This window comes from Bradyrhizobium sp. AZCC 1721 (assembly GCF_036924715.1).
Lineage (GTDB): Bacteria > Pseudomonadota > Alphaproteobacteria > Rhizobiales > Xanthobacteraceae > Bradyrhizobium.
This window is the reverse complement of record NZ_JAZHSB010000001.1, coordinates 3,678,108-3,690,354: the sequence shown is the minus strand read 5'-3', so window position 1 is coordinate 3,690,354 and position 12,247 is coordinate 3,678,108. Positions and strand designations below refer to the sequence as shown.

Sequence of the window (12,247 nt, the reverse complement as noted above, 5' to 3'; positions counted from 1 at the left end):
GGTCAGGCCCTCTTGGCAGCGTCGGCGACCGCAGCGACGATGCCCGGATAGGCACCGCAACGGCAGATATTGCCGCTCATCCAAAACCTGATTTCATCCGGCGAACCTGCATGGCCTTCTGCGATGCAGCCTATTCCCAACATGATCTGTCCGGGGGTGCAGAAGCCGCACTGCAAACCGTCGCGCTCGACGAACGCAGCCTGGAGCGGATGAAGCTCGCCATTCGTTTCAAGGCCCTCGATCGTCTTGATCTCAGCCCCCTCATGCATCGCAGCCAGCGTCAGGCAGGAGACGATACGCCTGCCGTTGAGAAGGACGGTGCAAGCACCGCAGGCGCCCTGATTGCACCCTTTCTTCGTGCCGGTGAGATCGAGCGTCTCGCGCAGCACATCGAGCAGCGAGCGGCGGGGATCGACTTCGAGCTGATGCGGTTTGCCGTTGACTATTAATTGGACCGATGCCGTCGACACGTTTCGAGACCTTCCGGGCGGTGTCGATTGTGCGGCAACTCCCGGAGCGGCGAGGGAGGCGGCTCCCCCTGCAATAATCAGGACCGAACGGCGCGACAATTCGCGCCGGCCGTCATCATGGCCGGCTTCCGGGTCAGGTGTTAAGCTCGCCTGCTCATATGTATTCATACAGTCTCCTACGTCACGCCGCGGTTGGCGGTGTCAGCGGTGCACTCGCGGGCGGTATTGGTTCAGCGAGAGTCGGTGCGACCGAGGAGATGGAGCAGATATCGGCGTGGCCGTTCATGCGCTAGTGACTGGAGTGCTGCATTTTGTACGGAAGTGTCATACCTTTCAGCGAAGCTGAGACTTTCATTGCCCTCAATCATTGTGGAGCACTCCGATGACTGGGACGTTCGGGCGGCGTCCTGCTAGTCCCGTCGAGCTCAATCAATCACCCGCGCTTGTCATGCGCGCCTTGCAAAATGGCGGAAGTCACGGCCACACGGATGTTCTGGCGCGAATCCGAGGCCGGGACACCGTTCCGGTTCGAGCGCAAGGCCGGTTACATGATCTGTTTGCACCGGCAACCTCTGCCCCCCTGCCCATACTGGATCGATGGCCGGCCGGTGCCCCGGATGCCAATCGACAGCGGACAATTTCTCCTTCTCGATCGCAATGAGCAGCACGAGGCTCTGACGTATGGGGGGGCAGCGGATTGCATTTCGATGTACACTTCGCGCGAAGCTCTCGATCGATTCCAGGAGGAGCACGAACTCCGTCCGGTCGGGTCGCTTCGGGCTCGCAGAGGGCTGGCTTTCGAGGACCACGTCATCAAGAACCTGGGAGAAGGATTGCTCCCGGCTCTCGAGCGGCCCGATGCTGCGAGCCAGCTATTTGTCGACTATGTCGCGCTGGCGCTTCTCGCGCATTTGACGGCGTTCTATGGCGAAAACCCTATGGTCTTTCACCCGATCCGGGGCGGGCTTGCTCCATGGCAGGAGCGGCGGACCAAGGAAATGTTGCTGGCGCACATCGATGGAAAGATTGGTGTCGTCGACCTCGCGCGCGAGTGTGGTTTGTCGCGCAGCCACTTCGCCCGGGCCTTCCGTATAACGACTGGGGTGCCGCCACATAAGTGGCTACTGGCACGGCGGATCGAACTCGCGCAAGATTTGCTCCGAAATTCGACCCTCTCACTTGAGACAATTGCCGAACGCTGTGGCTTCACAGACCAAAGTCACTTCACTCGCACCTTCTCGAGAGCACTGGGTGTAGCTCCAGGCGAGTGGCGGCGCTCGTATCGATAGTGTGATAGCCATGACACGCAAGACGCCCGTCCACCGCAACCCGGCCCAACGTCGTGACGCTGGTCAACGCTTGCTGCGCGGGACGGAATAGCTGCACGTCTCTAAGCTATATGCGCCAGACCAAGACTTCCTCAACTTGACAGGTTTGCCAACTGCCAGAGTCCGCTCCGGCGGACGTCCGTATGCATGCTCGAGCAAAACGCGACATCATCGCAAGCGTGGGATGGGCACACACCAAGACAGCGGAACTGCCGATGGCGTTGTCAGTTGAATGAATCGAAGTTCCTGAGCAGGCCGTTTCGAATTGAGTTGAAATGGTAACATCGCCGTAACGACTCGCATCGCTTCATCAACAATCGCAACATCGACTTATTCCCGTCACGACACGCCCACGTTGAGTACGTAAGTGTGTTTCGCTTTGCGCAGTGAAGTGCTCACAAATTGTGCTGCGTCGAACGCGCGGAACACGCAGAGTGGTGAATTTGCGCAAATGGCGGCGCGCCTCCAACCAGCAACAGAAAACTTCAAAAGAAAAGGAGCTGTAGATGGCCGGCGTGTTTCCTGTTCAAGGATTTGGATTTCTCTCCAACTACAATGGTGCATTCGTCGCCGGTTCCGCGCTCGCCGCCATGCAGGCGATCGCGGGTACGAATGCAAATTCGATCGAGCTCGCTCCGCGGCTCTTTATGCAAACCAGGACGTCGAATGACGTCGTCGCTGATCCCAACAAGACCGAGAGCGACGCCAATATTCTGCAGGCCATTGCAAATGCACAGGCGCTCGGCCTTTCGGTCACGCTGAAGCCCATGGTCTCGGCTCTCGATGGCTCGCTTGCATACGTGCTCAATCCGAGCGATCCCGCCGCTTTCTTTGCTTCCTACAAGAACCAAATGGTTCACATGGCGGAGCTCGCCGAACAAGCAGGCGTCGGCATGTTTGTGATCGGCAATGAGCTGGGCAAACTATCCGGACCCCAATATCGAAGCTACTGGGTCGACCTCATCGATTCCGTACGCGCCGTGTTCCAGGGCGAGATCACCTATGCGGCCGCGACCGACGAAGCCATCAGCGTCAGCTTTTGGGACAAGGTCGATGTCATCGGAATCAATGCTTATCCGCCGCTGACGACGAAAACGGACCCGACCGTCGAGGAGATGGTCAATGCGTGGAACACCATGTCCACCGACGACTACTGGGCGAAGGTGATGAACCACATGTCGCCGGTCGATTTCTTCCATTCCCTTGCCTTGCAGTACGGCAAGCAGGTGTTCTTCACCGAAACGGGCTACCGCAGTGTCGACGGAACCAATATCAGTCCGGGCGGCTGGGCCGAGAGCACGACGCAGGATGTCCAGGAGCAATACGATGCCTTCAATGCCTTCTTTCAGGTGTGGGGATCGGAAGGCGGAAGCTGGTTCAGGGGCGCGTCGATCTGGAACTGGGATACGAACAACAAGTATTCCCCGATCGGCTATTCACCCTCAGGCAAGCCTGCACAGGGGTTGATTACCGAATGGTACGGAGGTCAGCACCAGCCGCCCGGCCAAACCCTAACGGGCTCTCCCTCCGCCGATTTGATAGATATCGGCGGCGGCAATGACGTGCTGTCGGGCGGGGTCGGTAACGACACGATCAAATCAGACGGGGGCGACGACACCATTACCGGCGGCCCCGATACAATTCCGAAACTCACGGAGACATCAGTCACGGTGACGGGCTACAGCTCCGTCGTCGACGGCGTCGGCGCCAAAATGCAGCTCCTGATCAACGGGCAGCAGATCGGCAGCACGGTCGAATTCCGCGGCGCGACCGATCCTTCGGGTTTCCAGACTTTTACATTCACATTCGCCAACCCGGCTACCGTCTCCAGCCTCGATCTCGCTTTCATCAACGATATCGCCAACGCCAATGGCGACCGCAACCTTTATATCAAGGACATCACCGTCAACGGCGAGCATCTTGCCGTGTCGGAAGGCGTCAATCCAAGTTCGCCGGGAACATGGAACCTCTATCAGAACAAGTCCATCCACTATGACATGACCGGCCATCAGGACCTGTTCTTCGGTTCGTCGACGGACAATGACAGCCTCGACGGAGGAATAGGTAAGGACGTGATCAACGGCGGCGCCGGGACGGACACGATCCAGGGCGGCGCGGGCAACGACACCATCAATGGTGGTCCCGGTGCGGATGTGATCCGCGGCGGGGCAGACGACGACACCATCAACAGCGGCGCCGGCATCACCACGGCGACCGATCAGCTCTATGGCGACGACGGCAACGACGTCATCAAGGCCAGCACCGGCGATACTGGCGCCCTGCTCGACGGCGGCAGCGGCGGAGACCAGCTCTATGGCGGCTGGGTAGCCAATGTCCTGAATGGCGGTGACGGCAATGATTATCTCTCCGGCGGCGGCGGACTGGATACGATGCACGGCAACGCTGGCGACGACCAGCTCAAAGGCGGCCCGGCGGCAACCCAAATGTTTGGAGACGACGGCAACGACAGCTTGCAGGGCGGTACGGGCAGCGAGTTCCTGTACGGTGGCAGCGGCAATGACCGGCTGATCGGCGCTGGCGGAAACGATTATCTGGCCGGCGGCACCGGCAACGATACGTTCGTGTTCGCCCCCGGCCTCGGCAAGGACACCGTCGCCGATTTCCAGAACACCGATGGCGTGCAGGATATCATTCAGTTCAGCAAAACCGTGTTTGCCGACTTCAGCGCGCTCCAATCGCACATGGCCGAGGTCGGCACCAGCGTCGTGATCACGGTCGACGCCAACAATGCGATCGAGATTCAGGACAAGACAATGAGCCAACTCCACGCCGGCGATTTTCTGTTCGTGTGAGGCTTATCGGGATGGTCCTGACGCCGGTCCAGCATCGATGGAGTGCTCGACGATGACGGAGAACCCTCCGTCGTCATTGCGAGCGAAGCGAAGCAATCCATATCGCGGCATAACGGATAGATGGATTGCTTCGTCGCTTTGCTCCTCGCAATGACGTGCGGTTGGCGCGCTACGACGCCAGCTTCAAGCGCTCCAGCGCTTCCTGCAGCTTTGCCTTGCGCGCGACCGCCGCCTCGCGCTTTTCCTTTTCCTCTTCGACGATCTCCTCGGGCGCATTGGCCACGAATTTCTCGTTGCCGAGCTTGGCGTCGACGCGCTTGATGTCGGCGTCGGCCTTGACGATTTCCTTGTCGAGCCGGGCCTTTTCGGCCGACAGATCGATCACGCCCTTGAGCGGCAGAGCGACAACCTCGCCACGCACGAGCAACTGAACGGCGCCTTCCGGTGGGCGGTCGGCAAACGTGATCTCGGCCAGCCGCGCCAGCCGCTTGACGATGTCGTTCCAGCGCTGCGCCCGCTCCTTTGTCTCCTCGGACGCCCCCGACAGCACCAACGGGATCAACGTGGCCGGCGGGATGTTCATTTCCGAACGTACCGAACGGATGGCGGTGACGAGATCGACCACCCAGCCGATTTCGGCCTCGGCGGCCGGATCGCTGAAATCGCCGGCATCGAGCGCGACCATGGCCGGCGCAATCACTGGATCGCCGGGCCCTGCCATCGCCATCGCGGCGATCTGCTCGGCAGTAACCGAACTGACCTTGCGCGGCCATTCCGCCAACACCAGCAGGCCGTCGCGCTTGGCCGTAACCGCCCAGAGCTCCTCGGTGATGAAGGGCATGAACGGGTGCAGCAATTTGAGAATCTCGTCGCGCGCCCAGGCGATCATGGCGCGGGTCTCGGTTTTCGCCGCGCCCTCCTCGCCCATCAGCACCGGTTTTGCGAGTTCGAGATACCAGTCGCAATAGACGTTCCAGACGAAACGATAGATCGCATTCGCCGCATCGTTAAAGCGATAGCCCTCGATCGCCTCGGTCACCTCACGCGTGGCGCGCGAGGTTTCATGCGCGATCCAGCGGTTCAGCGTCTCCCTGGCATTCACAGGATCGAAGCCGTCCGGCTTCTCGCAGCCGTTCATTTCGGCAAAGCGGCAGGCGTTCCAGAGCTTGGTCGCGAAATTGCGATTGGTTTCGACCAGTTGCGGCGACAGCTTGATGTCGTGGTTGTGAGCCGCCCCGCGCGCCAGCGCAAAGCGCAGCGCGTCCGCGCCAAAATCGTCGATCACGCCTAAGGGGTCGATGACGTTGCCTTTCGACTTCGACATCTTCGCGCCCTTTTCGTCGCGAACCAGGCGGTGGATGTAGACGGTCGAGAACGGCGCGTCCTTCATGAAGTGCAGGCCCATCATCATCATCCGGGCGACCCAGAAGAAGATGATGTCCCATCCGGTAACGAGCACGTTGGTCGGGTAATAGCGCTTCACTGCCGCCGTTTCGTCGGGCCAGCCGAGCGTCGAGAACGGCCATAGCCCTGATGAGAACCAGGTGTCGAGCACGTCCTCGTCACGCGTGATGAAGCCCTCTCGCTTGGCGGGATCCAGCGCCATCTCGCGGCCCTGCTCCGGCGTGATGACTTCCTGCTCGACGTAGTAGCCGAGTGCGTTGCCAACGGCTTCGTCTTCGGTCTCGGCGACAAACACCTTGCCGTCGGGCCCGTACCATGCCGGGATCTGGTGGCCCCACCAAAGCTGGCGCGAGATGCACCAGGGCTGGATGTTTTCCATCCATTCGAAATAGGTCTTTTCCCAGTTCTTCGGCACGAAGCTGGTCGCGCCCGAGCGCACGGCCGCGATCGCCGGCTGCGCCATTGTCTTGGCGTCGACATACCACTGGTCGGTCAGATAGGGCTCGATCACCACGCCGGAGCGGTCGCCATGCGGCACCATGTGCGTGTTCGGTTCGATCTTTTCCAGGAAGCCGAAATCTTCCAGCCGCGCCACGATCTTCTTGCGCGCGGCAAAGCGATCGACATTGTGCAGCTCTTCCGCGAGCATCAGCGCGCCTTCCGGCAAGCTTCGCAGATAATCCTCATTGTCGACGAGGGCCAAGCAGCCCTCGCGATCGAACACGTTGATCTGCGGCAGGCCGTGACGCTTGCCGACCTCGAAGTCGTTGAAATCGTGCGCCGGCGTGATCTTGACCGCGCCTGAGCCCTTTTCGGGATCGGCGTAGTGGTCGCCGATGATGGGGATGCGGCGGCCGACCAGCGGCAGAATCACATGCTGCCCGATCAGATGCCCGATCCGCTCGTTCTCCGGATGCACGGCAACCGCGGTGTCGCCCAGCATCGTTTCGGGACGCGTGGTCGCGACCACGATAAAGGTCGTGGGATCGTCGGGACTAAATGTCTTGCCCCCGATCGGATAGCGCAGATACCAGAGACTTCCCTTGACCTCGACCTGCTGCACCTCGAGATCGGAGATCGCGGTGAGCAGTTTCGGGTCCCAGTTCACCAGCCGCTTGTCTTTGTAGATCAGGCCGTCGCGGTACAACTCGACGAACACCTTCACGACCGCGCGCGACAGCCCCTCGTCCATCGTAAAACGTTCGCGCGACCAGTCGCAGGAGGCGCCGAGGCGCTTCAACTGGTTGACGATGGTGTCGCCGCTCTCCGCCTTCCACTGCCAGACCCGCTCGAGGAATTTGGCGCGGCCGAGGTCGCGGCGGCCCGGCTCCTGCCGTTCCATCAATTGCCGCTCGACCACCATCTGGGTCGCGATGCCGGCATGGTCGGTGCCCGGCTGCCACAGCACGTCGCGGCCGCGCATGCGCTCGAAGCGGCAGAGAATGTCCTGCAGCGTATTGTTCAGCGCGTGGCCCATATGCAGCGAGCCCGTCACGTTGGGCGGCGGGATCACGATGGTGAACGGCGCGGCATCTTTCCGTTCCGGGCGGCCGGCCTTGAACGCGCCGCTTTCCTCCCAGATCCGGGACATGCGGCTTTCGATATCGGCGGGCTGGTAGTTTTTCTCGATCATGGCACTGCAATTGGGGATGTAGAGGGCGTTCTTGAGCAAATCCGTCGCCGGTCCGCTCATAGAATGTGAATCAAATCAACGTGGTAGCGCCCGGTTCTGATGTGATAGGCGCCGGGCCGCCCCTAGAAAGCCGCCACAGCGCCTCAAGTCAACCTGACAACTCAAGTCCGGCGGCAGCGGGGAGCCGCGGTAACGCCGGTTTGAAGGTGCGGATGGGGTCCGCGATCGACGCCGCCGAGGCTGCCTCGATGTAGTCTTGATGCAATCTTGGGACTAGCGCCCGCGCGAAACCCGCTCGATTTCGGCCTTGACGATCCGCTCCACCAATCCCGGCAGATTGTCATCGAGCCAGGACTTTAGCATCGGCCGCAGCATTTCCTTGACCAGATCTTCCAGCGTCCGCGCGTTATTGCTCAGCACGGTATTGGCCAGCGAATTGAAGGCGGATTCGACCGCGGAGACGGTCGAGCGCGACAAGATCGGCTGCTGCGGTGCTTCGAACGGCGGCGGCTCGTGGCCTGGCTGCCGCCCCCTGTGGGACTCGCTGAACTCGATGTCGTCCTCCGACTCGATCTTGTTGAAGGAGGCTTTCGGTGGCGCCGGATCCGGCAGCGCCATCTCGTCGGTGAGCTCGAACACGTCGGCTTCCGGCTGCGGCGCCGGCCTGATATCGGCCTCGGGCGTTGCCGCATCGAGGCTCGCCAGCATCGCGTCGATGTCGTCCTGGCTGTTGCTGGCGACCGGTTCAGGCGCGGGTGCAGGCGGCGGGGCCGGCGCAGGCTTCGGAGCAGCCGGCTTGGGGGCAATGGCCGACGGCGGGATGTCCTTCATCACCGGTTTCGGTGGCGGCGCCGCAGCGGCCTCCGGCTTGGCAGCGGCAGGCTTTGCCTCGTCGTCGGCAATGATGCGACGGATCGACGCCAGAATCTCCTCCATCGAGGGCTCTTGGACCTTTGCAGGTTGCGTCATCTCCGACTCCACATCGAAACCATTTTACACCAAAGCCAAGAGGGAATTGCCGGTTCCGGAAATGCAGGCCGGGATTTTCACCGCACAAGCCTGACTTGTCCCCAGATCAAGCCCGCCCGCAGCATCGCTGCGGGAGGTCTGCTCCCCTCAAAAACGCAACCCGACGCGCGTCCATGAGATGCAAAGACGCGGGCCACGAATCGCTCAGCTCGCCCCGGAAACGGTACGTCATGGCCACAATTGATTGCAAGCAAAGCGCCCGGCGCATCAGGCGCCGGGCGACGATTTCATCCCGACTGTGCGGAAATGTACTCGGAGATCAGCGGCCGTCGGGTGTGCGCACGCCGGCCCAGCTATCGCGCACCTGATGATAGTGCACGCTCGGATCGTAGATCGTGGTGGGCAGGTTCAGCACCTGCGGCGTCAGCCGTCCGATCTTGTCCAGCACCGAGTATGACGCAACCACGCGATCGTGTTGCGCGGTGACGAGCGCGACGCGCGCATTCACCAGCGCCTGCTGCGCGTTAAGCACGTCGAGCGTGGTGCGCTGTCCGGCCTTGGCTTCCTCGCGCACGCCGTTCAGCGCGATTTCCGACGCCTGCACCTGCGCCTGGGCGGAGGCGACCTGCGCCTTGCCGGCGACGAGCTGCCCCCATGCCGTGACCACGTTGGCGCGGGTCTGGTCGCGAGTCTGATCGAGCACGAGACGCTGTTGCGCCGCCGTTTCCTTGGACTGGCGGATCAGCGAATATTCACCGCCGCCCTGATAGATCGGGACCGAGAGCTGCGTGGTGACCGATGCGCCGAACGAGCGGTACTGGATCAGGCTCTGCTCCCAGGACTGCTGCACCGCGGCCTGCAGTGTGACCGTCGGCAACAGCGCGCCTTCGGCCACCTTGACCTGGAGGTAGCTGACATCGATGCCGAACATCGCCGCGGTGACGTTCGGGTTCTGCGTCAGCCCGAGCTCGACGGCCGCCGGCAGCGTCGACGGCAGGAAGCGGTCGACCGGCGAGCCCGGCGCCAGCGCTTGCGGCTCGTTGCCGATGATGCGGCGGAAGTTCGAGCGCGTCGTCGTCAGATTGGCTTCGGCGGTCAGGAGTTGCGTCTTACCGGCGGCGAGCTGCGCCTCCGACTGCGCCACGTCGGTGCGCGTGACTTCGCCGACATTGAAGCGGTCGCGCGTCTGTTTCAGCGTCTGCTCCAACACGCGAACGTTGCTCTTCTGCACCTCGACGATCGCCGAATCGCGCAGATAGTCCATGTAGATCGTGGCGCCGCTGAGCAGGACCGCTGATTCGAGTGCCCGCAGCGCTTCGCGCGCGCCGGAAACCTGGCCTTCCGCCGCTCTGGTCCTGTTCGCGGTCTGCTGGCCGTTGAAGAGCGTCTGCGTGACGGTCCCGCCGATGCTGCGCGGCGGATTGGCGCCGACAATAGGGGTTCTCACGATCTGGGTGGGGGTGCCGCCCTGCGTACTGAGCGTATCCGTATATTGGTAGCCCGCGCTCGCGGTGACCGAAACCCTGGGACGATAGCCCGACAGCGCTTGCGGCACGTTCTCGTCGGTGATGCGCACCTGCGCGCGCTGCGCGTTGAGCTGCGGATTGTTCTGATAGGCGCGCACCAGCGCTGCCTCGATCGTGTCGGCCAAGACGGGCGTCGGGCCCATGCACACTAATAGAAGGGCCGAAGCCGCGGCCCCGGCAAATGCCTTCACCCCACGCATCCCAAGCATTCCAATCATTTTTGAACGCCCGGCCCATGAACATGATCGCACACGATCATTAACCGAACGTCGCTTCACTTGAAGTGAGTCCCGGCTCACCTTATTCCGCAGGTAGCCTGGACGGAACACCCCCGCAAGCAAACCGCCGACGAAACTCTTCACGTGGGGCAATCGGGCCACACTTCTGATTTCGAACAGGATTTAGCTGGCCGCAACGGGCGATTATTGGGCGTGGAAAGGGCTGAAAGGCTAGAAAACGAAGGCCGGAACTAGTTCCATGCCGGGCAGCACCGGGGCAACGGCATCGAACAGCGTCCGGTGACCGAAATCGCCGTGCGAACAGGTCACCATGGTGGCCCGCGCGGGCAGCGACTTCGCAAAAACACCCACCAATCGGCCACCATTCTGCAATTGCCCGTAGAGCCGCTCCGGTACGATCTCGGTTGCGCCGTTCAGCACGATGACATCATAAGGTGCGTTCGCCGGGTCTCCATCGGCCGGCGCCGCGGCCCGAACGGTCACGTTTCCACAGCCATTGGCGGCCAGAATCGCCTGTGCCCTCGCCGCCAGCGCCGAATCGCTCTCCGTCGCGGTCACTTGGGCCGCGAATCGAGCGATCACGGCTGCGGCGTAGCCAGTGGCGCAGCCGACCACGAGGACGCGATCGGTCGCCCTGATCTCGGCCGCCTGCAGCATCTTGGCCAGCACTGCCGGCTTGATCAGGAAGCGCTTGGCCGAGCCCCCTTCGCTGACGTCGAGATCGAGATCCAGGTAGGCCAGCGCCTGCTTGTTTTCGGGAACGAAGGCCTCGCGCGGCACCGCCAGCATGGCATCGAGAATTCGGATATCGGTCACGTCGCTCGGACGCACCTGACCATCGACCATTTTCTGGCGCGCGGTCGCAAAACCGGACATAGGCGAAGACCCTGAAAGCATGCGGCGTTGCCGCCGGGGGAGCTGAAACCGGGCCATCTTTGGTACAAGCTCCGGCAAAACGCAACATGCGGGCGCCTGTTGCGAGCCACCGCCGCCGGGAAAAGCCGCTGCTGTCGCCTACTCTATCGGGACGGCTAATCGGGCGATCAGCCGCGCCACCTCATCCAGATGCCCGTCATCATGTTCTTCAACGGCTTGCGCGAGCCGAACCAGGCATTCGTCGTCGCTCATGGTGGGAATGTCGCTCGGAACGATCGGAGGTGCCGCACGTGTCAGTTCGGTCACTTTGGCTGGCATCGAATCAGCTCCCGTGAAACCCGGCACCACAGAGGCTCTGGGCCGATTGAGTCGAATTGGCGGCCCCGATCCAGGGCCCCTATAGATGACGCAATTGCCCTGCGCCCGGTTCCGCCAGCCGTCTACCCGGAGGACGAAAGCGGTGACAAACCGTTGTAGTGCGGTGACTTTCCGGTCCGGCATCAAGCAAATGCGCAGCCTGTGATTTGGTCCTTTGCAAGCCCGAGAGGCTTTGTTATACGCTGCCCGCTCGCGAACCTTTGTTTCGCCTATTCCTCGGTAGCTCAGCGGTAGAGCATTCGACTGTTAATCGAATGGTCGCTGGTTCGAATCCAGCCCGGGGAGCCAAATGAATTCAGATAGTTAGTCCAGATGTAAATGGCGCCGAAAGGCGCTCTTTTAGTATCGGGGCCACACTGGGGGCCACTTAGGCATGGTGTGAATAATCGAGATAGTGCGAGAACAACCTCGCCGCGCGCATCTGGCCCGTGCCACGCGCTCAGAACGGCGCGGCTAGACGAATATCTATCACTAGTCCGCATGCCGGGCTCGGGGCCAGTCGAGAGCGCCCGACAAGAAGCCGGCGATGACGCCGGGCCAAAGTCTAGTGGCAATCAAAGCCTATCGGCTTCGATGCCCTCCGATCCGGGACGGCTGAGATGATCGCCGCG

The 12,247-nt window shown here is 61.8% G+C and carries 8 protein-coding genes and 1 tRNA gene; 3 read left to right on the top strand and 6 right to left on the bottom strand.

Features of this window, described 5'->3' with window-relative positions:
* Nucleotides 1-2: 2 nt before the first annotated feature.
* The gene (locus V1273_RS17580; protein ID WP_334410374.1) at nt 3-638 is read right to left on the bottom strand and encodes a (2Fe-2S)-binding protein; all 636 of its coding nucleotides are present in this window, start codon (nt 636-638) and stop codon (nt 3-5) included.
* Between the two features lie 320 nt (nt 639-958).
* Here V1273_RS17580 and V1273_RS17575 point away from each other — a divergent pair, with 320 nt between their 5' ends.
* Both V1273_RS17575 and V1273_RS17570 read left to right on the top strand, forming a co-directional pair.
* The gene (locus V1273_RS17575; RefSeq protein WP_334410372.1) at nt 959-1,759 is read left to right on the top strand and encodes an AraC family transcriptional regulator; all 801 of its coding nucleotides are present in this window, start codon (nt 959-961) and stop codon (nt 1,757-1,759) included.
* A gap of 545 nt (nt 1,760-2,304) precedes the next feature.
* Nucleotides 2,305-4,611: a glycoside hydrolase family 113 gene (locus V1273_RS17570; RefSeq protein WP_334382234.1), complete on the top strand. Its 2,307-nt coding sequence runs from the start codon at nt 2,305-2,307 to the stop codon at nt 4,609-4,611.
* A gap of 169 nt (nt 4,612-4,780) precedes the next feature.
* On the opposite strand, the gene V1273_RS17565 is transcribed toward V1273_RS17570, so the two are convergent.
* The 5 genes from V1273_RS17565 to V1273_RS17545 form a co-directional block, all read right to left on the bottom strand.
* Complete coding sequence (locus V1273_RS17565; RefSeq protein ID WP_334384234.1) at nt 4,781-7,648, bottom strand: valine--tRNA ligase; 2,868 nt, start codon at nt 7,646-7,648, stop codon at nt 4,781-4,783.
* A gap of 273 nt (nt 7,649-7,921) precedes the next feature.
* The gene (locus V1273_RS17560; protein ID WP_334410370.1) at nt 7,922-8,617 is read right to left on the bottom strand and encodes a PopZ family protein; all 696 of its coding nucleotides are present in this window, start codon (nt 8,615-8,617) and stop codon (nt 7,922-7,924) included.
* A gap of 319 nt (nt 8,618-8,936) precedes the next feature.
* Nucleotides 8,937-10,343 carry a TolC family outer membrane protein gene (locus V1273_RS17555; protein ID WP_334362511.1) on the bottom strand — a complete coding sequence of 469 codons (1,407 nt, stop codon included), beginning with the start codon at nt 10,341-10,343 and terminating at the stop codon, nt 8,937-8,939.
* 249 nt (nt 10,344-10,592) lie between these two features.
* A complete protein-coding gene (locus V1273_RS17550; RefSeq protein ID WP_334362510.1) occupies nt 10,593-11,258 on the bottom strand; it encodes a protein-L-isoaspartate O-methyltransferase family protein in 666 nt (221 codons plus the stop codon).
* 138 nt (nt 11,259-11,396) lie between these two features.
* The gene (locus V1273_RS17545) at nt 11,397-11,576 is read right to left on the bottom strand and encodes a hypothetical protein (RefSeq protein ID WP_334362509.1); all 180 of its coding nucleotides are present in this window, start codon (nt 11,574-11,576) and stop codon (nt 11,397-11,399) included.
* Nucleotides 11,577-11,849: 273 nt separating this feature from the next.
* Here V1273_RS17545 and V1273_RS17540 point away from each other — a divergent pair.
* Nucleotides 11,850-11,924: transfer RNA gene (locus V1273_RS17540), tRNA-Asn, on the top strand.
* The last annotated feature ends 323 nt before the right edge of the window (nt 11,925-12,247 follow it).

Bases quoted from the DNA above. Each gene is read 5' to 3' on its own strand.
- V1273_RS17580 (WP_334410374.1), bottom strand. From the start codon at position 638: ATGAATACATATGAGCAGGCGAGCTTAACACCTGACCCGGAAGCCGGC.
- V1273_RS17575 (WP_334410372.1), top strand. From the start codon at position 959: ATGTTCTGGCGCGAATCCGAGGCCGGGACACCGTTCCGGTTCGAGCGC.
- V1273_RS17570 (WP_334382234.1), top strand. From the start codon at position 2,305: ATGGCCGGCGTGTTTCCTGTTCAAGGATTTGGATTTCTCTCCAACTAC.
- V1273_RS17565 (WP_334384234.1), bottom strand. From the start codon at position 7,648: ATGATCGAGAAAAACTACCAGCCCGCCGATATCGAAAGCCGCATGTCC.
- V1273_RS17560 (WP_334410370.1), bottom strand. From the start codon at position 8,617: ATGACGCAACCTGCAAAGGTCCAAGAGCCCTCGATGGAGGAGATTCTG.
- V1273_RS17555 (WP_334362511.1), bottom strand. From the start codon at position 10,343: ATGCGTGGGGTGAAGGCATTTGCCGGGGCCGCGGCTTCGGCCCTTCTA.
- V1273_RS17550 (WP_334362510.1), bottom strand. From the start codon at position 11,258: ATGTCCGGTTTTGCGACCGCGCGCCAGAAAATGGTCGATGGTCAGGTG.
- V1273_RS17545 (WP_334362509.1), bottom strand. From the start codon at position 11,576: ATGCCAGCCAAAGTGACCGAACTGACACGTGCGGCACCTCCGATCGTT.